The sequence below is a fragment of the Pseudomonas sp. TNT3 genome (genome assembly GCF_010095445.2).
In the GTDB taxonomy this organism is placed as follows: domain Bacteria; phylum Pseudomonadota; class Gammaproteobacteria; order Pseudomonadales; family Pseudomonadaceae; genus Aquipseudomonas.
Window position 1 is genome coordinate 41,730 of record NZ_WFGV02000019.1, and the last position, 26,367, is coordinate 68,096.

The following is a 26,367-nucleotide window of genomic DNA, read 5'->3' on the forward strand; positions in this document are numbered from 1 at the left end:
CTGATAACGATGGCCCTACTGCAGATCGCCGAACCCGGCCAAAGTCCTCAACCGCACCAGCGTCGTCTGGCTGTGGGGATCGACTTGGGCACTACCAATTCGCTGGTCGCTGCGTTGCGCAGTGGTCTTTCCGAGCCTCTGGCTGACGCTGACGGGCAGGTCATTCTGCCGTCTGCCGTGCGCTACCACGCCGATCGCATCGAGGTCGGCGAGTCAGCCAAGCTGGCTGCCGCCTCTGATCCCCTGAATACTGTGCTGTCGGTCAAGCGCCTGATGGGGCGTGGTCTGTCCGACGTCAAGCAGCTGGGCGATCAACTGCCGTACCGCTTTGTCGGCGGCGAATCGCACATGCCGTTCATCGACACCATTCAGGGCCCGAAAAGCCCGGTCGAGGTCTCTGCCGACATTCTCAAGGTGCTGCGTCAGCGCGCTGAAGAGGCGTTGGGTGGGGAGCTGGTTGGCGCGGTGATCACTGTTCCGGCCTATTTCGATGATGCCCAGCGTCAAGCCACCAAGGATGCGGCCAAACTGGCCGGTCTGAACGTGCTGCGCTTGCTCAACGAGCCTACGGCGGCTGCGGTGGCTTACGGTCTGGATCAGCATGCTGAAGGCCTGGTCGCGATTTACGACCTGGGCGGCGGTACCTTCGATATTTCGATTTTGCGCCTGACAGGCGGCGTGTTTGAGGTTCTGGCCACGGGTGGCGACAGTGCTCTCGGTGGCGATGACTTCGATCACGCAATTGCTGGCTGGATCATCGAGAGTGCCGGTTTGTCGGCCGATCTGGATCCGGGCGCGCAACGCAACCTGCTGCAAACCGCCTGTGCGGCAAAAGAAGCGCTGACCAATGCGGCGTCTGTTGAAGTCGCTTACGGCGAGTGGAAAGCCGAGCTGACCCGTGAGGCGTTCAATGCGCTGATCGAGCCAATGGTTGCCCGCAGCCTGAAAGCCTGTCGTCGTGCGGTACGTGATTCGGGTGTCGAGCTCGAAGAAGTGCACGCCGTGGTCATGGTGGGTGGATCGACTCGCGTTCCTCGTGTTCGCGAAGCGGTGGCCGAAGCCTTTGGTCGCGAGCCGCTGACTGAAATCGATCCGGATCAAGTGGTGGCCATCGGTGCCGCGATCCAGGCCGATACGCTGGCGGGCAACAAGCGCGATGGCGGCGAACTGCTGTTGCTTGATGTGATTCCATTGTCCTTGGGGCTGGAAACCATGGGTGGCCTGATGGAGAAGGTGATTCCGCGGAACACCACCATCCCCGTCGCCCGCGCCCAGGACTTCACGACGTACAAAGATGGCCAGTCGGCCATGGCAATCCACGTATTGCAGGGCGAGCGCGAGCTGATCAGCGATTGCCGCTCCCTCGCACGCTTCGAATTGCGCGGTATTCCGGCGATGGTGGCCGGTGCGGCGAAGATTCGCGTGACCTTCCAGGTCGATGCCGACGGTCTGCTCAGCGTTTCCGCTCGTGAGCTGGGTTCGGGCGTAGAAGCCAGCATCCAAGTCAAGCCGTCCTATGGCCTGACTGATGGCGAAATCGCGAAGATGCTCAAGGATTCATTCCAGCACGCCAACGACGACAAGGTCGCCCGTGTCCTGCGTGAGCAGCAAGTCGATGCCCAGCGCCTGATTGAAGCGGTGCAGGCTGCGCTTGATGTCGATGGAGAGCGTCTGCTGGATGCCGAAGAGCGCATGGTCATCGAGTTGCAGATGCAGGAACTGACCGAATTGATGAAAGGGTCTGATGGTTATGCCATCGAGCAACAGACCAAGCGTCTGTCGCAAGTGACCGATGCTTTTGCTGCCCGCCGTATGGATTTGACGGTGAAAGCCGCTCTGTCGGGGCGCAACCTGAATGAAATCGAGGATATCTGATGCCGCAGGTCATTTTTCTGCCACACGAGAAGTTTTGCCCGGATGGCATGGTTGTGGAGGCTGAGCCGGGGACTTCCATTCTCGAGCTGGCCCACGAACACCATATCGAGATGGAAAGCGCCTGTGGCGGCGTCTGCGCTTGCACTACTTGTCACTGCATCATTCGTGAAGGCTTTGACTCGCTGGAAGAAGCGGACGAGCTGGAAGAAGATTTTCTTGATCGGGCCTGGGGTCTGGAAGCGCAATCGCGTCTAGGCTGTCAGGCGATCGTCGGGACTGAAGACCTGACCGTTGAAATTCCGAAATACTCGCTCAACCATGCTGCCGAAGCGCCGCACTGATTCAAGGAATTGTCATGAGTCTCAAGTGGACTGATGTGCTGGAAATCGCCATCCAGCTGGCTGAAAGCAAGCCTGATGTTGACCCAATGTCGGTCAACTTCGTCGATCTGCGGAAATGGGTAATGGAATTGCCCGAATTCGACGACAAGCCTGAGCATTGTGGCGAGAAGGTCCTGGAGGCCATTCAGGCCAACTGGATCGAAGAACGCGACTGAGCCACGCTGCAGGTTAGGCAATACCAAAGAACCCGCGTATAATTCGCGGGTTTAATTTTTCACAAATTACTGTTTCTGGAGTTACACCATGGCTGTTCAACGTACTTTCTCCATCATCAAGCCTGACGCTGTTGCAAAAAACGTTATCGGCGAGATCACCACTCGTTTTGAAAAAGCTGGCCTGCGCGTTGTAGCTTCGAAACTGAAGCAACTGTCCAAAGCAGAAGCTGAAGGCTTCTACGCTGAGCACAGCGCTCGTGGTTTCTTCGGCGACCTGGTTGCTTTCATGATCTCCGGTCCGGTTGTCGTTCAGGTTCTGGAAGGCGAAAACGCTATCGCTCTGAACCGTGAGCTGATGGGCGCTACCAACCCTAAAGAAGCTGCTGCCGGCACCATCCGCGCTGACTTCGCTGACTCCATCGATGCCAACGCTGTACACGGTTCGGACTCCGAAGCCGCTGCTGCTCGCGAAATCTCGTACTTCTTCGCAGCTACTGAAGTAACCACTCGCTAAGCATTGGCTTAAGAGTGAAGGTGAATCCATGACTACATCGACTGTTAAAACCAACCTGCTGGGTCTGACTCAGCTGGAAATGGAAAAATTCTTCGACTCAATCGGGGAGAAGCGTTTCCGTGCCGGTCAGGTAATGAAATGGATTCACCACCTTGGCGTCGATGATTTCGACGCCATGACGAACGTCAGCAAGGCCCTGCGCGACAAGCTCAAGGTCATTGCCGAAGTTCGTGGTCCCGAAGTCGTCAGCGAGGACATTTCCACCGACGGCACCCGTAAGTGGGTGGTGCGCGTGGCGTCCGGCAGCTGCGTCGAGACCGTCTACATTCCCCAGGGCAAACGCGGCACTCTGTGCGTTTCGTCCCAGGCAGGCTGTGCCCTGGATTGCAGTTTCTGCTCCACCGGCAAGCAAGGATTCAACAGCAACCTCACCGCCGCCGAAGTAATTGGGCAGGTGTGGATTGCCAATAAATCGTTTGGCAGCATCCCGGCGACCGCCGACCGTGCCATCACCAACGTGGTGATGATGGGCATGGGCGAGCCGCTGCTGAACTTCGACAACGTCGTGGCCGCCATGCATCTGATGATGGATGACCTTGGCTACGGGATTTCCAAGCGCCGCGTGACCCTGTCCACTTCGGGCGTGGTGCCGATGATCGATGAGCTGTCCAAGCACATCGACGTCTCCCTGGCGTTGTCCCTGCACGCACCCAATGACGCATTGCGTAATCAATTGGTGCCGATCAACAAGAAGTATCCGCTTAAGATGCTGCTCGAGTCGTGCCAGCGCTACATGTCGTCCCTGGGCGAAAAGCGCGTGCTGACCATCGAGTACACCTTGCTCAAGGACATCAATGACAAGGTCGAGCATGCGGTCGAGATGATCGAGTTGCTCAAGAACATCCCGTGCAAGATCAACCTGATTCCGTTTAACCCGTTCCCGCATTCCGGTTACGAGCGTCCGAGCAACAATGCGATTCGCCGTTTCCAGGATCAGCTTCATCATGCAGGCTTCAATGTCACTGTACGCACCACCCGTGGTGAAGACATCGACGCGGCCTGTGGACAATTGGTAGGGCAGGTGCTGGATCGCACCCGACGCAGCGAACGTTATATCGCCGTGCGCGAGTTGAGCGCCGAAAACGATATCGCAACAAACGCCGCGAAATAATTAAGAGAGGATCTCTATGTCCCTGCGCTTTGCGCTGCTTGTGCTGTTGGCCAGCCTGTGTGCTGGTTGTGTCCTGTCGGGTGATTTCAATCCGATGAAGACCAGCAAGGGCCGCGATGAAGCGCGTGCTGCTTACGTGCAGCTGGGTCTGGGGTACTTGCAGCAAGGTATGACCGAGCGTGCCAAGGTCCCGCTGAAGAAGGCGCTGGACCTGGACAGCTCGGACCCTGACGCCAACGCGGCGCTGGGGCTGGTGTTCCAGGCCGAGATGGAGCCGGAGTTGGCCGACGAGCACTTTCGCAAGGCGCTGTCTTCCCGCCCCAAGGATGCTCGAATCCTGAACAATTACGGCAGTTTTCTTTTCGAAGAGAAACGCTACAAAGAGGCTTACGAACGTTTCGAACAAGCCGCTGCCGACACCCTGTATCCCGAACGCTCACGGGTGTTTGAAAACCTGGGAATGACCGCTTCGAAGCTGGGTGAACGTGATCTGGCTCAGCAGCAACTGGAAAAAGCCCTGAGATTGAATCGTCAGCAGCCACGCGCATTGCTGGAAATGGCTGAGTTGTCGTTCGAAGACAGGCATTATGTGCCCTCGCGTGACTACTACGACCGTTTTAGCCTGCTCGCCGAACAAAATGCACGTAGTCTATTGCTCGGCGTTCGGCTGGCAAAAGTGTTTGAAGATCGCGACAAGGCTGCCAGTTATGGCCTGCAACTAAAACGACTCTATCCCGGTACGCCGGAATATCAGCAATACCTGTCGGAGCAATGATGAAAGCGGCGCATCCCGAAGTTGTAGCAGCGAATCGCGTTAATCCCGGTGAGACTTTGCGCCAGGCCCGCGAAAGCAGAGGCTGGTCGCTGGCCGAAGTGGCCCTCAAGCTCAACCTCACCGTCAGCTCCCTGAGCAATCTTGAAGCCGGTGCTTTCGATAAGCTGCCTGGGCATACGTTCGCTCGCGGCTACATCCGTGCATACGCCAAATTGCTGGGCATGGATCAAACCGTCCTCGTTCAGCAGTTCGACCAATCCACCGGTACCGACTCCCAGGGCAGTAATGTCCACAGCCTGGGACGCATCGAAGAGCCGGTTCGGGTTTCTCACACTATCTTGCGAATTGTCAGCCTGCTGTTGCTGGTTGCCGTAATCGGTGGTGGTTTTGTCTGGTGGCAGGATCAAACTTCACAGCGCGCCAAGGACCTCACCACGTTGAGCCCGGAGCACGTTGAAGTCGAAGGCGCCGACGGCACTACCCAGATTCATCCGCTGGATGAGCCTGAAGATCAGGCCATCGTGGAAAATCAGACCGAAGCCGGGGCCCCTTTGGCGTTGCCGCAGACCAGTACATCGGCTGAGCCTGAAGTGGCTGCGTCGGCGACAACACCGACGGCACCTGCTCAAAATTCCGCGCCTGTTCCTGCGACGCCTGCCACTCCAGCGACCCCGGCCCCGGCCGTTCCCGCTGTGCCTGCTCCAGTCGCGACTGCGCCCGTTGCGTCGACTGTTCCTGCCCCGGCAGCATCGGCTCCGACCGCCGGTCAAGGCCAGGTTTCGTTGCAGTTCACTGCAGACTGCTGGACACAAGTGACCGATGGCACCGGCAAGGTGCTGTTAAGCGGTCTCAAGCGTAAAGGCGAAAACGTTTCCGTTACCGGCAAACCACCCTTTGCCGTGCGTCTGGGCTTTGCCCGTGGCGCACAGGTCAGCTACAACGGGCAGGTGGTTGATGTCGCTCCGTTCACCAGTGGCGAGACTGCTCGCCTGAAGTTGGGTCAATAAGTCATGCACGGCGAATCTCCAATCAAACGTCGCGAATCTCGCAAGATCTGGGTCGGTAACGTGCCTGTTGGCGGCGATGCGCCTATCGCTGTGCAGAGCATGACCAACAGCGATACCAATGACGTGGCCGCCACCGTGGCCCAGATCAATCGCCTGGAAGCCGCTGGCGTCGATATCGTACGGATTTCCGTACCGGATATGGACGCTGCCGAAGCCTTCGGCAAGATCAAGAAACTGGTCAAGGTTCCGCTGGTTGCCGACATCCACTTCGACTACAAGATCGCATTGCGAGTGGCCGAGCTGGGCGTTGATTGTCTGCGGATCAACCCGGGTAATATCGGTCGCGAAGACCGCGTGCGCGCAGTCGTCGATGCCGCCCGTGATCGCGGGATTCCGATTCGAATCGGCGTGAACGCCGGCTCCCTGGAAAAAGACCTGCAAAAGAAATATGGCGAGCCGACACCCGCTGCACTCGTCGAATCCGCCTTGCGTCACGTTGAGCACCTTGAGCGCCTCAATTTCCAGGACTTCAAGGTCAGCGTGAAAGCCTCCGACGTGTTCATGGCCGTCGCGGCCTACCGTTTGCTGGCCAAGGAAATCGTCCAGCCACTGCACCTGGGCATCACCGAAGCCGGTGGTTTGCGTTCAGGCACGGTGAAATCCGCCGTGGGCCTCGGTATGCTGCTCGCCGAAGGGATTGGCGATACTATCCGCATCTCGCTGGCGGCCGACCCGGTCGAGGAAGTGAAGGTCGGCTACGACATTCTCAAGTCCTTGCACCTGCGTTCCCGTGGCATCAACTTCATCGCCTGCCCGAGTTGCTCGCGGCAGAACTTCGATGTGGTCAAAACCATGAACGAGCTGGAAGGGCGCCTCGAAGATCTGCTGGTGCCGCTGGATGTTGCAGTGATCGGTTGCGTGGTAAACGGACCGGGCGAAGCCAAGGAAGCCCATATCGGCTTGACCGGCGGCACGCCAAACCTGATCTACATCGACGGCAAGCCGGCGCAGAAACTGACGAATGACAATCTGGTGGATGAGCTTGAACGCTTGATCCGCCAGAAAGCGGCCGAGAAGGTCGAAGCTGACGCTGCTGTAATCGCTCGCGGCTAAGCCCTAATTAAGAGTCGAACGGCTGAAGAGCCGAACGAATAAGGATTTATAGTGAGCAAGTCTCTGCAAGCCATTCGTGGCATGAACGATATCCTGCCCGAGCAGACTCCCCTGTGGCGTCACTTCGAGGGCACCGTCTCGCGCCTGCTGGATAACTACGGTTACAAGCAGATCCGCATGCCGATCGTCGAGTTCACCGAGCTGTTCAAGCGCTCCATCGGTGAAGTGACCGACATCGTCGAAAAAGAGATGTACACCTTCGACGACCGCAATGGCGACTCCCTGACCCTGCGCCCTGAAGGCACAGCGGCTTGCGTGCGTGCGGTGCTCGAGCACGGCATCACCGGTGGTGGCCAGGTGCAGAAACTCTGGTACATCGGTCCGATGTTCCGCCACGAACGTCCACAGAAAGGCCGTTATCGTCAGTTCCACCAGATTGGTTGCGAAGTCTTCAACCTGGATGGTCCGGACATCGATGCCGAACTGATCGTGCTGACCTGGCGCCTGTGGGGCGAGCTGGGTATCCGTGATGCGGTCAAGCTTGAGCTCAACAGCCTGGGCACCGCCGAGTCTCGTGGTCGTTATCGCGAAGCCCTGGTCGAGTTCCTGTCGGCTCGTCTGGACAAGCTGGACGAAGACAGCCAGCGTCGCCTGAAAACCAACCCTCTGCGGGTTCTGGACACCAAAAACGCTGATACACAAGCGGTTCTGGTCGACGCGCCGAAAATGGCCGATTACCTGGACGAAGAGTCCCGCGTGCACTTCGAGGGCCTCAAGGCTCGCCTGGACACTGCCGGCATTCCTTATGTCATCAATCCGAAGCTGGTTCGCGGGCTGGATTACTACAGCAAGACCGTTTTCGAATGGGTCACCGACAAGTTGGGCGCTCAGGGCACCGTTTGTGCCGGTGGTCGCTACGACGGTCTGGTGGAACAGATGGGCGGCAAGCCAACGCCGGGTGTCGGTTTCGCCATGGGCATCGAGCGCCTGGTGTTGCTGCTGGAAACCCTGGAACAGATCCCGGAAGAGATCTCCCGCCAGGTTGACGTTTACCTCTGTGCCTTCGGGGAAGCCGCCGAGCTTGCCGGGTTGGCCTTGAGTGAACGTGTTCGTGATCAATTACCCAACCTGCGCTTGCAAGTAAATGCCGGCGCCGGCAGCTTCAAAAGCCAGTTCAAGAAGGCCGACAAGAGCGGTGCATTGTATGCGCTGATCCTCGGTGACGATGAAATGGCCCAGCAAGTGGTAGGTTTCAAACCCCTGCGTGGCCAGGGCGAACAACAAAGCATTGCCTGGGATGCGCTTGCTGCACACCTGGCCACCTGCATCGTGCAGGGTTGAAGCTGTCAAACAGCCGATTTAGCGATTAAGGAGTATTGGGGTGTCGAATAGCGAAGACGAACAGCTGGCGGATTTTAAGGACTGGTGGACACGCAACGGCAAGCCCCTGGTCACTGGCGGCCTGTTGGCGCTGGTCATCGTGTTCGGCTGGCAGGCCTTTCAAAAGTATCAGAGCAATCAGTCGCAAGGCGCCTCGATTCTCTATCAGCAATTGCTTGAAACCACGCTGACGCCTGATGGCAAGCCTGATGCGGCACGTGTTTCGGACCTGGCTGGCAAGCTCAACAGCGAGTACGGCGGCAGCGCCTATGCGCAGTACGGCAGTCTGTTTGTGGCGAAAGTAGCAGTCGACAGCGGCAAGCTGGATGACGCAGCCAGCGAGCTGAAAGCCATTGCCGACAAGCCGGCGAACCCGGCGTTGGGCGAAATTGCCCGTCAGCGCCTGGCTCAGGTACTGGCCGCGCAGAACAAGGCCGATGAAGCCCTGAAACTGCTCGAAGGCGATGCCGATACTGCATTCCTGGCCACTCGCGAAGAACTCAAGGGCGATCTGCTGGTGCAGCTGGGTCGTACCGACGAAGCAAACGCGGCGTATCAAAAAGCCAAGGCGGCACTGTCGGATGAAGCGGCGGTCGGTGGCTTACAAATCAAGCTGGACGACCTGGCCAAAGGGGATGCGTGACGTGATTCGTTGGAAACATGCAGCATTGCTGGCTCTGGCCATTTTGGCCGCGGGTTGCAGCAGCAACAGCAAAAAGGAATTGCCACCTGCCGAGTTGACTGACTTCAAAGAAGAAGTGGTTCTGCAAAAGCAGTGGAGTCGTTCGATCGGTGACGGTCAGGGCGAGACGTACAACATGCTGGTTCCGGCGATCGAAGGCGATACCATCTATGCCGCCGACGTCACCGGTGTGGTGATGTCGATGGATCGCAGCAACGGCGACGTCAAATGGGAGAAAGATCTCGACGTGCCTGTGTCCGGCGCCGTAGGCGTGGGTTACGGTCTGGTCATGATCGGTACGCTCAAGGGTGAAATCGTTGCCCTCGACGCCAGCAGCGGTGAAGAGAAATGGCGCGCTCGCGTGTCCAGTGAAGTCCTCGCTCCACCGGCCAACAACGGCGACGTGGTTGTGGTTCAAACCCAGGATGATCGTCTGATCGGTCTGGATGCCTCCACCGGCAACCAGCGCTGGTTGTATGACAGCACTCCGGCAGTCCTGACGCTGCGCGGCACCAGTGCTCCTATCGTCACCAACCGCTTTGCGGTGGCTGGCCTGTCGACCGGTAAAGTGGTTGCTCTCGATATTTCCAACGGCGTGCCGGTATGGGAACAACGGGTAGCGATTCCACAAGGTCGTTCGGAGTTGGAGCGTGTCGTCGATATCGACGGCGGCTTGCTGCTGTCCGGCGGTACGCTTTACGTCGCCAGCTACCAGGGTCGCGTCGCGGCACTGGACCTGGAAAGTGGTCGTCAGCTCTGGCAGCGTGATGCTTCCAGCTATGCCGGCGTCGCTCAGGGTTTCGGCAGCGTCTACGTGAGCCTGTCCTCGGGCACCGTTGAAGGCGTCGATGAGCGTTCCACCACCGCTTTGTGGAGCAACGATTCGCTGGCGCGCCGTCAGCTGTCGGCTCCTGAAGTGTTCTCCAGCTATGTTGCAGTCGGTGATATGGAAGGCTACCTGCACCTGCTGAGTCAGGTTGACGGTCGTTTCGTCGGCCGCGAGCGCATCGACAGCGACGGCCTGCGTGCCCGTCCGCTGGTGGTGGGTGACACGATTTATCTGTATGGCAACAGCGGCAAACTGGAAGCCCTGACCATCAAGTAATGTTTGACTATGCTTGGGGTTTAACCCCCAGGCTGCTTCACTTGTAGGAGCGAGCTTGCTCGCGATGGACGTCAACGATTCCGTTTGCTTTCTGAATAAACGCGGTGTTTTGCGTTTTTCGCGAGCAAGCTCGCTCCTACAGTGATTGCCCCGAGCACCAGCCGCTGCCTCGCAGCGGCTTTTGTATTTTCTGAAATAACGAAGTGGAGAGCCGCATGGTTCCCGTAATCGCCCTGGTGGGCCGACCGAACGTCGGCAAGTCCACCTTGTTCAACCGCCTGACCAGGACTCGTGACGCCATCGTTGGCGACTTGTCCGGTCTGACCCGTGATCGCCAATACGGTGAGGCCAAGTGGCAAGGGCGTTCCTACATTCTGGTCGACACCGGTGGTATCTCCGGTGACGAGCATGGTATGGACGAAAAAATGGCCGAGCAGTCCCTGCTGGCCATCGAAGAAGCCGATGTCGTGCTGTTCCTGGTAGATGCCAAGGCTGGTTTCACCGCCGCCGACCAGATGATCGCCGAGCATTTGCGCAAACGTAACAAGCGCTCTTATGTGGTTGCCAACAAAGTCGACAACATCGACCCGGAAATGGCCCGCGCTGAATTCGCCCCGTTGGGTATGGGCCACGCGATTCCGATCGCCGGTGCTCATGGCCGTGGCATCACCCAGATGCTGGAAATCGCACTGAGCGAATTCCCGAAAGACGATGAAGAGCCGGAAGACGGCGAAGAAGAGATCGTTGCCGAAGGTGAGGAAGCCAAGCGCATTCCTGGCCCAAGCGAAAAAGACGGTATCAAGATCGCGATCATCGGCCGCCCGAACGTAGGCAAGTCGACACTGGTCAACCGCATGCTGGGTGAAGACCGGGTAATCGTCTATGACGAACCCGGCACCACTCGCGACAGTATCTACATCCCGTTCGAGCGTAACGACGAGAAGTACACGCTGATCGACACCGCCGGTGTGCGCAAGCGCGGCAAGATCCACGAAGAAGTTGAAAAATTCTCCGTGGTCAAAACCTTGCAAGCGATCAAAGACGCCAACGTGGTGATCTTCGTGATGGACGCCCGCGAAGGTGTGGTCGATCACGATCTCAACCTGCTGGGCTTCGCCATCGAGGCGGGTCGTGCGCTGGTTATCGCGATCAACAAGTGGGACGGCATGACGCCGGGCGAGCGCGACTTCGTCAAGGTTGAGCTGCAACGTCGACTGTTCTTCGTTGATTACGCCGACATCCACTTCATCTCGGCCCTGCACGGCACGGGCGTGGGCAACCTCTACGCTTCCGTACAGAACTCGTTCAAGTCTGCGGTTACCCGCTGGCCAACCAACCGTCTGACCACGATTCTGGAAGATGCGGTTGGCGAACACGCGCCACCGATGGTCAACAATCGCCGGATCAAGCTGCGTTATGCCCACTTGGGTGGCGCGAACCCGCCGATCATCGTGATTCACGGTAACCAGATCGAGAAGGTGCCGAAGTCTTACGTTCGTTACCTGGAAAACACTTACCGTCGTGTTCTGAAGCTGGTCGGTACGCCGATTCGCATCGAATTCAAAGGCGGCGAGAACCCGTACGAAGGCAACAAGAATTCGCTCACCGACCGCCAGGTCAACAAGAAGCGTCGCATGATGTCGCACCACAAAAAGGCCGACAAAAAGCGCCGCGACAAGAAATAGAAGCAGCTTTAAGTTTCAAGCTGCAAGCTTCGAGTCAACGCAAGAAAGGGTCCTGTCAGGGGCCCTTTTTTGTGCCTGAAGGTTTGAGACTTGACCGCTTGCCGCTTACAGCTTGAAACTTGCAGCTCACCTGCAAGGGGCTACCGATGATCACCAGTAAGCTGCCGAATGTCGGCATCACTATCTTCACTCAGATGTCTCAGCTCGCGGCGCAAACCGGGGCGCTCAATCTGTCCCAGGGTTTTCCGGATTTCGATGCCCCGCAGGCCCTGTGTGATGCGGTCGGCCGGCATATTGCCCAAGGCCACAATCAGTATTCTCCAATGACCGGCCTGCCCGCATTGCGCGAGCAGATTGCGACGAAGATTACCCGCAGCTATGGCATCAATGTGGATGCCGATCACGAAGTGACCGTCACACCCGGCGCCACCCAGGCGATCTTCTGCGCGATCCAGGCGGTGATCAATCGTGGCGACGAAGTCATCGTGTTCGACCCGTGCTACGACGCCTACGAGCCCTCGGTGGAATTGGCTGGCGGCCGTTGCGTGCACGTCCAGTTGGGCCTGGATGACTTCGCCATCGATTTCGAAAAACTCGCCCAGGCGCTGAGCCCGCGCACGAAGATGATCGTCCTCAATGCCCCGCACAATCCCAGCGGCGCGCTGATCAGTCGTGCCGAACTGGATCAGTTGGCTGATCTGATTCGTGATCGCGACATCTACCTGATCAGCGATGAAGTCTACGAGCACCTAGTGTTCGACGGCCTACCTCACGTCAGCGTGCTTAACCATCCGGAGTTGTACGAGCGCGCTTTCGTCGTCAGTTCCTTCGGCAAGACCTATCACGTCACCGGCTGGAAAACCGGCTATGTGGTCGCACCACCGGCTCTGACGGCGGAGCTGCGCAAGGTTCACCAATATGTCAGTTTCTGCGGTGTGACGCCGCTGCAATACGCGCTGGCTGACTTCATGGCCGAGCACCCTGAACACGTCGAAGAATTACCGGCCTTTTATCAGGCCAAGCGCGACCTGTTTTGTGATTTGCTGGCACCGTCGCGTTTCACTTTCAATCGCGCAGCGGGCACGTATTTCCAGCTGGTCGATTACTCGCAGATCCGCCCGGACCTTACTGACGTTGAGATGGCACTGTGGATGACCCGCGAACATGGCGTGGCGAGCATCCCGATCTCGGTGTTCTACCAGACACCCCCCGAAGGCCAGCGCCTGGTGCGCCTGTGCTTCGCCAAACGCGAGGAGACCCTGCGTGAAGCAGCGGCAAAACTATGCGTGATCTGAGTGCTCTGCCGAATCTGAACATCGCGCTAATCCAGACCACGCTGGCCTGGCACGATCGCCAGGCCAACCTGGAGCATTTCGAGCAATTGCTGGAGCAGGCTCGCGGCGCTGACCTGATCATCCTGCCGGAGATGTTCACCACCGGTTTCTCCATGGAGTCCGAGACCCTGGCCGAAGCGGAGAATGGTCCCACCAGCAAATGGTTACGGCTTCAGGCAGCGAAGCTCGAGGCGGTGATCACCGGCAGTGTGATCGTCCAGGCGGCCGACGGCAGTCATCGTAATCGCCTGCTGTGGGCGCGACCGGACGGTGAGGTGCTGCATTACGACAAGCGCCACCTGTTCCGCATGGCCGGCGAGCACAATCACTACACGCCCGGCGAGCGCCAGGTGCAGTTCGAGCTCAAGGGCTGGCGTGTGCGTCCGCTTATTTGCTACGACCTGCGATTCCCTGTGTGGAGTCGCGATGCTCAGGACACCGATCTGCTGCTCTATACCGCCAACTGGCCAGGTGCACGGCGCCAGCACTGGAACCGTTTGCTGCCGGCTCGGGCCATTGAAAACCTGTGTTACGTGGCGGCTGTGAATCGCATCGGTACGGACGGCAAAGGCTTCGCCTATACCGGCGACAGTCAGGTCCTGGACTTCCAGGGTGAGACGTTGCTCAGTGCGGGGGAGGCGGATGGGGTGTTCACGGTAGTGTTGGATGCGGCGGAATTGGCGGCGTATCGCACCAGATTTCCGGCCAATCTGGATGCTGATACCTTCGAATTCACCTGATATTTGGTGGTCCGAAAAGATCGCAGTCTCCGGCAGCTCCGACACCGACCGAGTACGCCCCGCGACATTTTGGCTTACTCATAACCAGTAGGAGCTGCCGAAGGCTGCGATCTTTTGATCTTCCAATACAAAAAGGCCCCAAGGTTCTCACCAAGGGGCCTTTTGCATTGCGGCAGACGCTTACGCCGCTTTCGCTTCCGGCTGGCTCAACGAGCGATTCAGCGCACTGAACAGCGCCTTGAAGCTCGCCGTGGTGATGTTCTCGTCGATACCGACGCCGTGCACCGCACGCTCACCGTTAACACGCAGCTCGATGTAAGCCGCCGCTTTGGCATTGGTACCCGCGCCGATTGCATGTTCGTTGTAGTCCATGATTTCGACAGGGATCGGCAAACCCGCCACCAGCGCTTCCAGGGCGCCGTTGCCCTTGCCACGCCAGTTCAGGTTGGTTTCGCCCTGGCCCTTGCTGGACACTTCCACTTCAACAGCGCTGTGGCCGTTTTCTTCCTGCAGGCGATGGCTCACCAACGCATACGGAGTGTTGGCTTGCAGATACTCGCTGTGAAGCAACGCGTGGATCTGCTGTGCAGTCATCTCCAGGCCCAGGCGATCGGTTTCACGCTGCACGACCTGGCTGAACTCGATCTGCATGCGACGCGGCAAGTTGATGCCATATTCCTGTTCCAACAGGTAAGCGATACCGCCTTTGCCCGACTGGCTGTTGACGCGGATCACCGCCTCGTAGCTGCGACCGATGTCGGCCGGGTCGATCGGCAAGTACGGCACTTCCCAGAGGGCGTCCGGTTTCTGCTGGGCGAAGCCCTTGCGGATGGCATCCTGGTGGGAGCCGGAGAACGCGGTGTGAACCAGGTCGCCGACGTACGGATGACGAGGGTGCACCGGAAGCTGGTTGCATTCCTCAACGACTTTACGCACGCCGTCGATGTCGGAGAAGTCCAGCTCAGGGTTCACGCCCTGGGTGTAGAGGTTCAATGCCACGGTCACGAGGTCGACGTTACCGGTGCGTTCACCGTTACCGAACAGGCAGCCTTCGACGCGGTCAGCGCCGGCCATCAAGCCAAGTTCGGTAGCCGCAACGCCAGTACCACGGTCGTTGTGGGTGTGCAGGCTGATGATCACGCTGTCACGACGGTTGATGTTACGACCGAACCATTCGATCTGGTCGGCGTAGATGTTTGGTGTGGCGCATTCGACGGTGGCAGGCAAGTTGAGGATCATCTTGTGCTCAGGCGTCGGGTTCCAGACTTCAATCACCGCATCGCAGACTTCCTTGGCGAAATCCAGTTCGGTGGCGCTGAAGGTTTCCGGCGAGTACTCGAAAGTCCACTGGGTGTCCGGCTGTTGGGCAGCGTATTTGACGAACAACTTGGCCGCGCTCACGGCGATTTCCTTGATCCCGTCCTTGTCCTGGTTGAAGACAATGCGGCGGAACGAAGGGGAGGTCGCGTTGTAGAGGTGAACGATGGCTTTCTTCGCCCCACGCAGGGATTCGAAGGTGCGCTCAATGAGGTCTTCACGGCCCTGGGTCAGCACCTGAATGGTGGTGTCGTCCGGGATGTGGTTGCCTTCGATCAGGGTACGCACGAAGTCGAAGTCGGTTTGCGATGCGGCCGGGAACGACGCCTCGATTTCTTTCACGCCGACCGACACCAGGGTTTTCCAGAAGCGCAGTTTCTTCACCGCATCCATCGGCTCGATCAGCGACTGGTTACCGTCGCGAAGGTCCGAGCTGCACCAGATCGGCGCGGCAGTGATGGTCTTCGACGGCCAGGTACGATCCGGAATGTCGATAGTCGGGAACGCGCGGTATTTCGAAGACGGGTCTTTGAGCATGCTCATCGGGAAATCCTTATTGTGTCGGCCGAAAAAAGGCGGCCTGCCGGTGTATCAAAAGTTCTGGGGATAGAGCGTAGGGCGAGGCACCGCGATTCAGCCCGGCAGTCGTGCACTGACGAGGCACAGACTGCGGTGCTGGCGAAGCCGAATGAGGGTGTGAGATGTTTTCATGCCTTCAACCCTAACCGCGAGGATGAGGGTTGGCAAGCAGTCGAAAAAAATTGAGAGGAATACTCTTAAAGACGACTTTTCTGAGATTTTATTGCTCGAAAGTGCCTCGATAGTTTCAATGATTGCTGCGGGTCTCAGCGTTGCGCAATTGAAAGTGGTTTGCTCGAGTGTTTCAAGATCGACTGGCTCAAAGGGTTACGGACGTATCTCGATCATCGTGCCATCCGGCACCAGACCCCATACCTCTCGCATGTCCATGTTGCGCATGGCAATGCAGCCGTCGGTCCAGTCAAGCGTGTGGAACAGGTTTTCCGGGTAGTCGTAGGTGTCGGGTGTGCCGTGGATCATGATCATCCCGCCCGGATCGACCCCTTCGCGTCGGGAGCGGGCGGAGTCAGCAACGTTGGGATAGGAGATGTGCATCGCCAGATTGAAGCGGTCGCTGACCTTGCGCCAGTCGACCCAGTAAAAACCTTCAGGCGTGCGCTTGTCGCCCTCCATCAGCTTGGCGCCTTTGGGCTGCTTGCCCAGGGAAATACGGTAGGTCCGCAGAGGCTTGCCATCGGCGATCAATTGCAATTGATGAGCGGACTTGAGCACCAACACCTTTTCGATCGGTTTGCCATCCAGGGTCACCACGGTGGAAGCCTGGGACACAGCGATGAACGACATGCAAAGCAGGGCAAGCAACCAGCGCATTGAAACGATATCCCTAAAAGGTGTCGCGACTATGTATTTATAGGTGATTTTGCAGGAGCTGCCGCAGTCGACGATCTTTTAGCGTCGGCAGCATTCCAAAATTCAAATCAAGTAATGACCGGCTGAGCAAGCGGCGGGATCGATTCGGACCGTACGGGGTAGACCTCGGTCCGCCGGTCAGCGAAGAAGCATTCTAGAGTACGACCCACTGTGCGGAAAGCCAGGTCGGACCAAGGGATGTCGGCCTCTTCAAATAGTTGAACTTCGAGGCTTTCGATGCCTGCTGCAAAGTTCAGGTCAACCAGTTCCGCGCGAAAGAACACATGCACCTGGCTGATGTGCGGCACATCGATCAACGTATAGATGCTCAAGTCGCGGACCCGGGCGCAGGCTTCTTCGGCGGTCTCGCGAATGGCCGCTTGCTCGATGGTCTCACCGTTCTCCATGAAACCGGCGGGCAGGGTCCAATAGCCGAGCCGTGGCTCGATGGCGCGGCGGCACAACAGTACTTTGGAGCCCCAGGTGGCCACGCAACCGGCGACGATATTGGGGTTCTGATAATGAATCGTATGACAGCTGTCGCAGACAAACCGCAGGCGTGCATCGCCTTCGGGAATGCGTTGGGTCACTGGGTTACCGCACTGACTGCAAAATTTCATGCTTGGGTTCCTGAATGCTGCGCCTATCTTGGCGTGCGGCGGTGTCAGTCGGCAAGTTGTCGTTTAGCGACACACGGCTGTTCGGGGCTTGGGCGGTCGGTGTGATTGGTGCATGATGCATAGGGTCTGTTGACGTTTGCTCGCGAACTGCGGTGGCGCCCAACGCGGTCGTCAGCAAACGTCAACAGACCCTACAGGCACAGATCGAGATCACTCATGCTGGATGAGCTACTGCATCGGGTAAGCAACCACACGCCGCGAACCCTGGAAACCGACAAACGCTTTCCCGAGGCCGCCGTACTGGTGCCCATCACCCGCAGTGACGAACCGGAACTGGTTCTGACCCTGCGCGCCAGCGGGCTCTCGACCCATGGCGGTGAAGTGGCTTTCCCGGGTGGTCGTCGCGACCCTGAAGACCCTGACCTGATTTTTACCGCCCTGCGTGAGGCTGAAGAAGAAATCGGCCTGCCGCCAGGACTCGTCGAGGTGATCGGCCCACTCAGCCCGCTGATTTCTCTGCACGGCATCAAGGTCACCCCTTTTGTTGGCGTGATTCCGGATTTCGTCGAGTACCGCGCCAACGATGCCGAGATCGCTGCGGTCTTCAGCGTGCCGCTGGAATTTTTCCGCGAAGATCCCCGCGAACATACCCATCGCATCGACTATCAAGGTCGCAGTTGGTATGTGCCCAGTTATCGTTACGGCGAATATAAAATCTGGGGGCTGACGGCGATCATGATCGTCGAGTTGATCAACTTGCTGTATGACGCGAAAATCAGCCTGCATCAGCCGCCCAAGAGTTTTATCAATACCTGAGCCATCGTTCGTATGGCGAACACCCGGCTTTTTAAGTGCGCCTGCCTGGCCCTGAGGACAATAAGATGAAATACCGCCTGGGCGACGCCCGCGTCGAAACCCACCCACAAAGCTGGGTCGCTCCCAATGCCGTGCTGGTGGGCAAGGTCAAACTGGAAGAGGGCGCCAACGTCTGGTTCAACGCCGTGCTGCGCGGCGACAACGAGCTGATCCTGATCGGCAAGAACAGCAACGTTCAGGACGGTACCGTGATGCACACCGACATGGGCTATCCGCTGACCATCGGCACCGGTGTGACCATCGGCCACAACGCCATGCTGCACGGTTGCACGGTGGGCGATTACAGCCTGATCGGTATCAATGCGGTGATTCTCAATGGGGCCAGGATCGGCAAGAACTGCATCATTGGCGCTAATTCTTTAATCGGCGAGGGCAAGGAAATCCCTGATGGCTCGCTGGTCATGGGGTCGCCGGGCAAGGTCGTGCGCGAGTTGACCGAACCGCAGAAGAAGATGCTCGAAGCCAGCGCTGCCCACTACGTGCATAACTCCCAGCGTTACGCCCGGGATCTGGCCGAGCAGGAAGAATGAACACCCCTGAACGGCCGGTCCGATCGCCCTGCGTGAATGTATGTGCGCTGGACGATGATGATATTTGCACCGGGTGTCAGCGCACAGTGGATGAGATCACTCGCTGGAGCCGGATGGACAACGACGAACGACGCCAGGTCCTGGGGTTATGTCATGAGCGGGCCAAGTCCAGTGGTTTGCTCTGGATGATCGGCAAAACACCAAACCTGTAGCAGCTGGCGCAGCCTGCGTCCGGCTGCGCCAGCAGTCGTAAATCCTGATTTCACGATTAACCTATCAGACCGCAGTGTCTGTTTTTACGACTGCTGCGCAGCCGGACGCAGGCTGCGCCAGCTGCTACAGGTTCGTTGTCGTGTCCGTGCTCGGGTTTGGTGCTTGTGTGCGGGTGAAGTATTCTGCGCACCAAATTGACAGGTATCCCCCATCTCCATGCTTTTCCTGATCGCCTACATCAGCAGCGTCGTGCTGATCAACTACGCCTTTTCCACTGCCCCGCACCTGGACATCATCTGGTCTGCCTGGGGTGGGTTGGTGTTTGTCCTTCGGGACATGGTGCAAATCCGGTTCGGCCACGGCGCCATCGCCGCAATGCTGGCTGCGCTGGTGCTTTCCTACGTCACTTCCGACCCTTCCATCGCACTGGCCAGTGCCACGGCTTTCGCGGTGTCGGAATGCATCGACTGGCTGGTATTCACCATTACCCGACGCCCGTTGCATGACCGCCTGTGGATAAGTTCTGCGCTGAGCATCCCCCTCGATACTTTCATCTTTTTCGGCATGATCGACGCGTTCACACCGGGCGTGATCCTCACGGCGATGGGCTCAAAGTTCGCGGGCGTGACGGCGGTGTGGCTGATCATGGCGTGGCGTCTGCGCAAACAGGCCGTCGCCAGCTGAAGCCAAAGCCTCAGGTTCATGTAAAATGCCGCGCTTTCGCCCCATGGGAAGCGCGCCACGTGCTCGCGACCCTCGATGATCCGCTTCTTTGAGGACCTGAGATGACCCGTATCGGAACTCCATTGTCGCCAACCGCGACCCGCGTATTGCTGTGTGGCTGTGGCGAGTTGGGCAAGGAAGTGGTGATCGAGCTGCAGCGCCTGGGCGTTGAAGTGATTGCCGTGGATCGCTACGCCAATGCGCCGGCCATGCAAGTGGCGCATCGCAGCCACGTGATCAACATGCTCGACGGCGCCGCTTTGCGCGCGGTCATCGAAGCCGAGAAGCCGCACTTCATCGTGCCGGAAATCGAAGCAATCGCCACCGCCACCCTGGTTGAGCTGGAAGCTGAAGGCTTCACGGTGATCCCGACGGCGCGCGCAACGCAGCTGACCATGAACCGTGAAGGCATTCGTCGTCTGGCGGCTGAAGAGCTGGACCTGCCAACGTCGCCGTATCATTTTGCCGACACCTTCGAGGACTACAGCAAAGCCGTCGAAGACCTCGGTTTTCCGTGCGTAGTGAAACCGGTAATGAGCTCGTCGGGCAAAGGCCAGAGCCTGCTGCGCAGTGCAGATGATGTGAAAACCGCCTGGGATTACGCCCAGGAAGGCGGTCGTGCCGGTAAAGGCCGTGTAATTGTTGAAGGCTTCATCGACTTCGACTATGAAATCACCTTGCTGACCGTGCGCCACATTGGCGGCACCACGTTCTGTGCACCGGTGGGTCACCGTCAGGAGAAGGGCGATTACCAGGAATCCTGGCAGCCGCAAGCCATGAGCCCGATTGCCTTGGCTGAATCCGAGCGCGTGGCGAAAGCTGTCACCGAAGCCTTGGGTGGCCGCGGTCTGTTTGGTGTGGAGCTGTTCATTAAAGGTGATCAGGTGTGGTTCAGCGAAGTCTCACCACGTCCGCATGACACCGGTCTGGTGACCCTGATTTCCCAGGACCTGTCGCAGTTCGCACTGCATGCACGGGCGATTCTGGGCTTGCCGATTCCGCTGATTCGTCAGTTCGGCCCTTCGGCTTCCGCTGTGATACTGGTGGAAGGTCAATCGACCCAGACGGCGTTCGCCAACCTGGGCGCGGCGTTAAGCGAGCCGGACACGGCGCTGCGTTTGTTCGGTAAGCCTGAAGTGAATGGTCAGCGCCGGATGGGCGTGGCGTTGGCGCGGGATGAGTCGATTGAAGCAGCACGTGCCAAAGCGACCCGCGCTGCTCAGTCGGTTGTTGTAGAGCTGTAAAAACATCGCGAGCACGCTTTGCTCCACAGGTCAGTGCCTTTCACATAATTGTGCATGAACACTGACCTGTGGGAGCAAGGCTTGCCCGCGATGGCGTCTTGTCAGGCAACCCGATTCAAATCGTTGTGACGGGTTTCCTTCAAGCACAACACCGCAATCAGACTCAAAACCGCCGCCCCCGATACATACCCCCCGACATAACTCAAACCACCCATCGCCACCAGCTTCTGCGCGAAGAACGGTGCCGCGGAGGCGCCGACGATGCCCCCCAGGTTGTAAGCGGCCGACGCGCCGGTGTAGCGCACGTGCGTTGGAAACAATTCAGGCAGCAGCGCGCCCATTGGCGCAAACGTCACGCCCATCAGAAACAGCTCGATGCACAGAAACAGCGCCACGCCCCAGGTTGAGCCTTGAGTCAGCAACGGCTCCATCAGGAACCCCGACAGAATTGCCAGCACGCCACCGATGATCAGTACCGGTTTGCGCCCGTAGCGGTCGCTGGCCCAGGCCGATAATGGCGTCGCAGCGGCCATGAACAGAACCGCAAAGCACAGCAATGCAAGGAAGGTCTCGCGGGTGTAGCCCAGTGTCGAGACGCCATAGCTCAGCGAAAACACGGTCGAGATATAGAACAGGGCATAGCACACGACCATCGAACCGGCGCCCAGCAACATGGGCGCCCAGTACTGGCTGAACAGCTCGACCACAGGCATTTTTACCCGTTCCTGGCGGGCCATTGCGTTAGCGAACACTGGGGTTTCGTGGAGCTTGAGGCGGACATACAGGCCGACCATCACCAGTGCGGCACTCAGCAGAAACGGAATGCGCCAGCCCCACGAGCGGAACTGCTCATCGGTCAGCGTCATGGCCAGGGTCAGGAACAGACCATTGGCGGCGAGGAAGCCTATGGAGGGGCCAAGCTGCGGAAACATGCCAAACCAGGCGCGTTTTCCTTTGGGCGCATTTTCCGTAGCCAATAGTGCCGCACCGCCCCATTCACCTCCCAGTCCCAGGCCTTGGCCAAAGCGCAGCACGCACAGCAGGATCGGCGCCCAGGCCCCGATGCTGTCGTAGCCCGGCAGCACGCCGATCAGCGTGGTGCACACGCCCATTAGCAGCAGCGAGGCGACCAGTGTCGATTTGCGGCCAATGCGGTCCCCGAAGTGGCCAAACAGCGCCGAACCCAGCGGTCTGGCGATGAAAGCGATACCGAAAGTGAGAAACGCCGACAGCATCTGAGCCGTGCCGGAGGTTTGCGGAAAGAACACCGGACCGATCACCAGCGCGGCGGCCGTGGCGTAAACGTAGAAATCGTAGAATTCGATGGCGGTGCCGATGAAGCTCGCCGTGGCCACACGTGTGGCGGAATTCGTCGGCTGCGCAGGCGCGGTATCTGAGTAGGTCGTGCTGGTCGTCATGCGGTTATCCCTGACAGTCATGTGCCCCAGTGGAGCGAATTTTATTATGGTCGAACACCCAGGGATGTGGGTTTAACGCAGAGTGCGGGTAGCACAAGGGTGAGGCGAGGCTTGGGTAAGCGCCCCGATTATAGGAAGGAGCCTAACGATCAAACAAGTGCAAATCCTTGTAGCAGCTGGCGAAGCCTGCGTTCGGCTGCGCAGCAGTCGTAAACCCCGTAAACGCGGATTTCCTGAACCACCACATTGTCTGGTTTTACGACTGCTGCGGTCGAGCGCGACCCCGGAGCCAACGCAGGCTTCGCCAGCTGCTACAAGGGGCGATTGTGAGACTTAGAGAATGGCTGGCACTGAACTGGTATGCCAGATCAACACCCGAGTAACTCGATTGTCTTCCGTCTCCAGGATTTCCAGCCGATACCGTCCGATCTTCAGGCAGACCGCGCTTTCCGGAATCGTCTCCAGTGCCTCGGTGACCAGCCCGTTGAGGGTTTTCGGGCCATCGCTGGGCAGGTGCCATCCCAGGCTCTTGTTCAGCTCGCGAATTGACGCTGCGCCCTCGATCATCAGCCTGCCGTCGGCTTGAGGGTGAATATGAGGGTTGTCCAGGCTGTGCTGGCTTTCGAATTCACCAACGATTTCTTCAAGAATGTCTTCCAGCGTGACGATGCCGAGCACTTCGCCGTACTCGTCGACCACCATGCCCAGGCGCCGTTGTTGCTTGTGGAAATTCAATAGTTGCAGCTGCAGCGGCGTGCTTTCCGGAACGAAGTACGGTTCGTGGCTGGCCGCCAGTAACGCGTCGAGGGTCAACGTGCCGTCGGGCAGCAAATGGCGGATCTGCCGGGTATTAAGGACGGCTTCAACCTGATTGATGTCGCTGTGGAACACTGGCAATCGCGTGCGCTTGTTGTTGCGCAGCTGCTCGATAATCTCTTCGAGGGAGTCATCGAGGTTGATCCCGTCGACGTCACTGCGCGGTACCAGAATGTCGTTGACCGTGATGTTGTCCAGCGCATGGATACCCGACAGCGGATGCGGGCGGCAAACCGCCTGATCATGATCGTCATGCCGATCATTCGGTGTCTCGTCTTCACTCTGCTGAACCACTTTGGCTGTACGGGCAAACGGTCGCGTCAGTAATTGCGCGATGCCATTGAGCAGCCAGGCGGCGGGGTAGATGATTTTCAGGGGTGCGCGCAGCAAAGAGTTGCCGAGGGCCAGGATCGCATCCGGGTAGCGGATCGCCAGGGTTCGCGGCAGGTAATCGGCGAACACCAGCAGAACGGCGCCAGCCCCAAGGCAGGCAGCCCATGGACCGTTTTCGGCCCAGGTGAAAATCGCCAGCAAGGTGCTGATGACCACCACCAGCGCACGGCACAGGGTGTTGCAGAGGATCAGGCTGTTGAGGGGGAAACTCAGCTTCGCCACCGGTTTGTCGCTGGCACGCGAGGCGGTGCGCTGAGCCAGCAGATGCTGTTGCGCTACTTCGATGGCTGTAAACAGCCCCGACCATAAAATCAGCAGGGCCAAAACCGCGAGCATCGGCCCTATGGGCAAGTCGTCCATTAATGCCGCCCGTCAGATGTGCAGAATGTATTCACGAACCAGCTTGCTGCCAAAGTACGCCAGCATCAACAGGCAGAAACCGGCGAGGGTCCAGCGAATGGCCTTGTGTCCGCGCCATCCGAGACGATTACGGCCCCACAGCAGCACGCTGAACACTATCCAGGCCAGGCAGGCCAGCAAGGTCTTGTGCACCAGGTGTTGGGCGAACAGATTGTCGACAAACAGCCAACCAGAAATCAGCGACATCGACAGCAGGGTCCAGCCGGCCCAGAGGAAGCCGAACAACAGGCTTTCCATGGTTTGCAGCGGCGGGAAGTTCCTGATCAGGCCGGACGGGTGCTTGTGCTTGAGTTGATGGTCCTGGACCAGCAGCAGCAAGGCCTGGAACACGGCGATAGTGAACATGCCATAGGCAAGGATCGACAAGAGGATGTGGGCAAGAATGCCGGGCTCTTCGTCGATGATCTGTACGGTTCCCGCCGGGGCGAACTGGGCGAGCAGCACGGTAGCGGCGCCGAGCGGGAACAGCAACACAAGCAGGTTCTGCACTGGAATACGCGAGCAGGCCAGCAGGGTCAGGGCAATGACCGCCACCGCAATCAGGCTGGCGGCGTTGAAAAAATCCAGGCCCAGGCCGATCGGCGTCAACAGATGGGTTAAAAGGCTGGCGCTGTGGGCCAGCACGGCCAGCACGCCAAGCGTGACCAGCAGGCGTTTGTTCGCCTTGGCGCCGGAGGCCAGGCGAGTGCCTTGGTAGATGGTCGCAGCGGCGTATAAGCAGGCGGCGGCGAGGGTCGTTAGCAAGCTGGGTGACAAGGGGAGCATAAATCCTGTTAGGCAAGCCCGAAAGGCGCTGAGTTTGGCATAGAACCTTAGTTGCACGAAAGACCATGCAACCTGACAGCGAGGTGTCCGCCAGCCGCAGTCTTCGCTATAATCCGCGACCTGCCCACGCCGCAGGCTCGCCGAGCACATGTTTATTCCGGTCTGGGCCGCCATTATCCCGGTCTACACAGGGCCTGAAAGGATCGCGCAATGTTTGAAAACTTAACCGACCGTCTCTCGCAGACGCTGCGCCATGTCACCGGCAAAGCCAAGCTGACCGAGGACAACATCAAAGACACCCTGCGTGAAGTGCGCATGGCGTTGCTCGAAGCTGACGTCGCCTTGCCGGTGGTCAAAGACTTCGTCAATTCGGTCAAGGAGCGCGCCGTCGGCACCGAGGTGTCGCGCAGCCTGACGCCGGGCCAGGCCTTCGTGAAGATCGTTCAGGCAGAGCTCGAAAGCCTGATGGGCGCTGCCAACGAAGACCTGAACCTGAGTGCCGTGCCACCCGCCGTCGTGCTGATGGCCGGTTTGCAGGGCGCTGGTAAAACCACCACCGCCGGTAAACTTGCGCGCTTTCTTAAAGAGCGCAAAAAGAAATCCGTCATGGTCGTGTCTGCAGACGTTTACCGTCCTGCGGCGATCAAGCAGCTGGAAATGCTCGCGGGCGAAGTGGGCGTTACGTTCTTCCCGTCCGACCTGAGCCAGAAGCCGGTCGACATCGCGCAAGCGGCTATTAAAGAAGCCAAGCTCAAGTTTATCGATGTGGTCATCGTCGATACCGCCGGTCGCCTGCACATCGATGAAGAGATGATGGGCGAGATCAAGGCGTTGCACGCTGCGATCAACCCGGTCGAAACCCTGTTTGTGGTCGACGCCATGACTGGCCAGGATGCCGCCAACACGGCCAAGGCCTTCGGTGATGCACTGCCGCTGACCGGTGTGATCCTGACCAAGGTCGACGGCGACGCCCGTGGTGGTGCCGCGCTTTCGGTCCGCGCCATCACTGGCAAGCCGATCAAGTTCATCGGTATGGGCGAAAAGAGCGATGCGCTCGAACCGTTCCACCCTGAGCGTATTGCTTCGCGCATCCTCGGCATGGGTGACGTGCTCAGTCTGATCGAACAGGCGGAAGCGACGCTCGACAAGGATAAAGCCGACAAACTTGCCAAGAAACTGAAGAAGGGCAAGGGCTTCGACCTCGAAGACTTCCGCGATCAGCTGCAACAGATGAAGAACATGGGTGGCCTTGGTGGCCTCATGGACAAACTGCCGAACATCGGCGGTGTAAACCTGGCGCAAATGGGCAATGCCCAGGGTGCGGCAGAGAAGCAATTCAAGCAGATGGAAGCCATCATCAACTCCATGACCCCGGCCGAGCGCCGCGACCCTGAGCTGATCAGCGGTTCGCGCAAACGCCGAATTGCCATGGGTTCCGGCACTCAGGTGCAGGACATTGGTCGCTTGATCAAGCAGCACAAGCAAATGCAGAAGATGATGAAGAAATTCTCCGCGAAAGGCGGAATGGCCAAAATGATGCGCGGCATGGGCGGTATGTTGCCCGGCGGCGGCATGCCCAAAATGTAAAGTTTTCGCGTAAGGGCTTGCTCTTGCGCAGCTCACAGGGATGTGAGATCTCCAGCAAA

26 protein-coding genes are annotated in these 26,367 nt (G+C 58.6%); 20 read left to right on the forward strand and 6 right to left on the reverse strand.

Annotated elements, in window-relative coordinates:
- Positions 1 to 9 precede the first annotated feature (9 nt).
- From hscA to GBC55_RS13670, 14 genes are all read left to right on the forward strand, one after another.
- Positions 10 to 1,875, forward strand: a complete 1,866-nt coding sequence (hscA, locus tag GBC55_RS13605; protein ID WP_162438248.1) for a Fe-S protein assembly chaperone HscA — start codon at positions 10 to 12, stop codon at positions 1,873 to 1,875.
- A complete protein-coding gene (fdx, locus tag GBC55_RS13610) occupies positions 1,875 to 2,216 on the forward strand; it encodes an ISC system 2Fe-2S type ferredoxin (protein WP_010452763.1) in 342 nt (113 codons plus the stop codon). Before hscA ends, fdx begins: the two co-directional genes overlap by 1 nt.
- Before the next feature lie 14 nt (positions 2,217 to 2,230).
- Positions 2,231 to 2,431 (forward strand): Fe-S cluster assembly protein IscX, encoded by a 201-nt coding sequence (iscX, locus tag GBC55_RS13615; protein ID WP_162438249.1) that lies wholly within the window; start codon positions 2,231 to 2,233, stop codon positions 2,429 to 2,431.
- 88 nt (positions 2,432 to 2,519) lie between these two features.
- Positions 2,520 to 2,945: a nucleoside-diphosphate kinase gene (ndk, locus tag GBC55_RS13620; RefSeq protein ID WP_007916882.1), complete on the forward strand. Its 426-nt coding sequence runs from the start codon at positions 2,520 to 2,522 to the stop codon at positions 2,943 to 2,945.
- 28 nt (positions 2,946 to 2,973) lie between these two features.
- Positions 2,974 to 4,116: a 23S rRNA (adenine(2503)-C(2))-methyltransferase RlmN gene (rlmN, locus tag GBC55_RS13625; RefSeq protein WP_162438250.1), complete on the forward strand. Its 1,143-nt coding sequence runs from the start codon at positions 2,974 to 2,976 to the stop codon at positions 4,114 to 4,116.
- Positions 4,117 to 4,132: 16 nt separating this feature from the next.
- Entirely contained in the window at positions 4,133 to 4,891 is a 759-nt protein-coding gene (pilW, locus tag GBC55_RS13630) for a type IV pilus biogenesis/stability protein PilW (RefSeq protein ID WP_162438251.1), read from the forward strand.
- Positions 4,891 to 5,898: a RodZ family helix-turn-helix domain-containing protein gene (locus tag GBC55_RS13635; protein ID WP_162438252.1), complete on the forward strand. Its 1,008-nt coding sequence runs from the start codon at positions 4,891 to 4,893 to the stop codon at positions 5,896 to 5,898. Before pilW ends, GBC55_RS13635 begins: the two co-directional genes overlap by 1 nt.
- Positions 5,899 to 5,901: 3 nt before the next feature.
- Positions 5,902 to 7,011, forward strand: coding sequence for a flavodoxin-dependent (E)-4-hydroxy-3-methylbut-2-enyl-diphosphate synthase (gene ispG / locus GBC55_RS13640; RefSeq protein ID WP_162438253.1), 1,110 nt, complete (start codon positions 5,902 to 5,904; stop codon positions 7,009 to 7,011).
- A 51-nt stretch (positions 7,012 to 7,062) separates the two neighbouring features.
- Positions 7,063 to 8,352 carry a histidine--tRNA ligase gene (gene hisS, locus GBC55_RS13645; protein WP_162438254.1) on the forward strand — a complete coding sequence of 430 codons (1,290 nt, stop codon included), beginning with the start codon at positions 7,063 to 7,065 and terminating at the stop codon, positions 8,350 to 8,352.
- A 40-nt stretch (positions 8,353 to 8,392) separates the two neighbouring features.
- The gene (locus GBC55_RS13650) at positions 8,393 to 9,034 is read left to right on the forward strand and encodes a tetratricopeptide repeat protein (protein ID WP_162438255.1); all 642 of its coding nucleotides are present in this window, start codon (positions 8,393 to 8,395) and stop codon (positions 9,032 to 9,034) included.
- Positions 9,027 to 10,178, forward strand: coding sequence for an outer membrane protein assembly factor BamB (bamB, locus tag GBC55_RS13655; RefSeq protein ID WP_162438256.1), 1,152 nt, complete (start codon positions 9,027 to 9,029; stop codon positions 10,176 to 10,178). Before GBC55_RS13650 ends, bamB begins: the two co-directional genes overlap by 8 nt.
- A 215-nt stretch (positions 10,179 to 10,393) precedes the next feature.
- Positions 10,394 to 11,863, forward strand: coding sequence for a ribosome biogenesis GTPase Der (gene der, locus GBC55_RS13660; RefSeq protein ID WP_162438257.1), 1,470 nt, complete (start codon positions 10,394 to 10,396; stop codon positions 11,861 to 11,863).
- A 146-nt stretch (positions 11,864 to 12,009) separates the two neighbouring features.
- A complete protein-coding gene (locus tag GBC55_RS13665) occupies positions 12,010 to 13,158 on the forward strand; it encodes a pyridoxal phosphate-dependent aminotransferase (protein ID WP_162438258.1) in 1,149 nt (382 codons plus the stop codon).
- A complete protein-coding gene (locus GBC55_RS13670) occupies positions 13,146 to 13,937 on the forward strand; it encodes an amidohydrolase (protein WP_162438259.1) in 792 nt (263 codons plus the stop codon). Before GBC55_RS13665 ends, GBC55_RS13670 begins: the two co-directional genes overlap by 13 nt.
- Positions 13,938 to 14,117: 180 nt before the next feature.
- Here GBC55_RS13670 and leuA read toward each other — a convergent pair whose 3' ends face one another.
- From leuA to GBC55_RS13685, 3 genes are all read right to left on the reverse strand, one after another.
- Positions 14,118 to 15,797 (reverse strand): 2-isopropylmalate synthase, encoded by a 1,680-nt coding sequence (gene leuA, locus GBC55_RS13675; RefSeq protein ID WP_162438260.1) that lies wholly within the window; start codon positions 15,795 to 15,797, stop codon positions 14,118 to 14,120.
- 363 nt (positions 15,798 to 16,160) lie between these two features.
- Entirely contained in the window at positions 16,161 to 16,664 is a 504-nt protein-coding gene (locus GBC55_RS13680) for a L,D-transpeptidase family protein (protein ID WP_162438261.1), read from the reverse strand.
- 107 nt (positions 16,665 to 16,771) lie between these two features.
- Positions 16,772 to 17,323 carry an NUDIX hydrolase gene (locus tag GBC55_RS13685; protein ID WP_162438262.1) on the reverse strand — a complete coding sequence of 184 codons (552 nt, stop codon included), beginning with the start codon at positions 17,321 to 17,323 and terminating at the stop codon, positions 16,772 to 16,774.
- Positions 17,324 to 17,539: 216 nt separating this feature from the next.
- On the opposite strand from GBC55_RS13685, the gene GBC55_RS13690 reads away from it, so the two are divergent.
- The 5 genes from GBC55_RS13690 (at position 17,540) to purT (ending at position 20,909) form a co-directional block, all read left to right on the forward strand.
- Positions 17,540 to 18,139, forward strand: a complete 600-nt coding sequence (locus GBC55_RS13690; protein WP_162438263.1) for a CoA pyrophosphatase — start codon at positions 17,540 to 17,542, stop codon at positions 18,137 to 18,139.
- A gap of 65 nt (positions 18,140 to 18,204) precedes the next feature.
- The gene (locus GBC55_RS13695) at positions 18,205 to 18,729 is read left to right on the forward strand and encodes a gamma carbonic anhydrase family protein (RefSeq protein WP_162438264.1); all 525 of its coding nucleotides are present in this window, start codon (positions 18,205 to 18,207) and stop codon (positions 18,727 to 18,729) included.
- The gene (locus GBC55_RS13700) at positions 18,726 to 18,941 is read left to right on the forward strand and encodes a DUF1289 domain-containing protein (protein WP_162438265.1); all 216 of its coding nucleotides are present in this window, start codon (positions 18,726 to 18,728) and stop codon (positions 18,939 to 18,941) included. Before GBC55_RS13695 ends, GBC55_RS13700 begins: the two co-directional genes overlap by 4 nt.
- A 217-nt stretch (positions 18,942 to 19,158) precedes the next feature.
- Complete coding sequence (locus GBC55_RS13705) at positions 19,159 to 19,626, forward strand: preQ0 transporter (RefSeq protein ID WP_162438266.1); 468 nt, start codon at positions 19,159 to 19,161, stop codon at positions 19,624 to 19,626.
- Positions 19,627 to 19,727: 101 nt separating this feature from the next.
- A complete protein-coding gene (gene purT / locus GBC55_RS13710) occupies positions 19,728 to 20,909 on the forward strand; it encodes a formate-dependent phosphoribosylglycinamide formyltransferase (protein ID WP_162438267.1) in 1,182 nt (393 codons plus the stop codon).
- Positions 20,910 to 21,010: 101 nt separating this feature from the next.
- On the opposite strand, the gene GBC55_RS13715 is transcribed toward purT, so the two are convergent.
- The 3 genes from GBC55_RS13715 to ccsA form a co-directional block, all read right to left on the reverse strand.
- On the reverse strand, positions 21,011 to 22,327 hold the full coding sequence (locus tag GBC55_RS13715; protein ID WP_162438268.1) for an MFS transporter: 1,317 nt from the start codon (positions 22,325 to 22,327) through the stop codon (positions 21,011 to 21,013).
- Between the two features lie 333 nt (positions 22,328 to 22,660).
- Complete coding sequence (locus tag GBC55_RS13720) at positions 22,661 to 23,896, reverse strand: transporter associated domain-containing protein (protein WP_162438269.1); 1,236 nt, start codon at positions 23,894 to 23,896, stop codon at positions 22,661 to 22,663.
- 12 nt (positions 23,897 to 23,908) lie between these two features.
- Positions 23,909 to 24,721 (reverse strand): cytochrome c biogenesis protein CcsA, encoded by an 813-nt coding sequence (gene ccsA / locus GBC55_RS13725; protein WP_162438270.1) that lies wholly within the window; start codon positions 24,719 to 24,721, stop codon positions 23,909 to 23,911.
- A gap of 210 nt (positions 24,722 to 24,931) precedes the next feature.
- On the opposite strand from ccsA, the gene ffh reads away from it, so the two are divergent.
- On the forward strand, positions 24,932 to 26,308 hold the full coding sequence (gene ffh / locus GBC55_RS13730; protein WP_162438271.1) for a signal recognition particle protein: 1,377 nt from the start codon (positions 24,932 to 24,934) through the stop codon (positions 26,306 to 26,308).
- Positions 26,309 to 26,367: the final 59 nt, after the last annotated feature.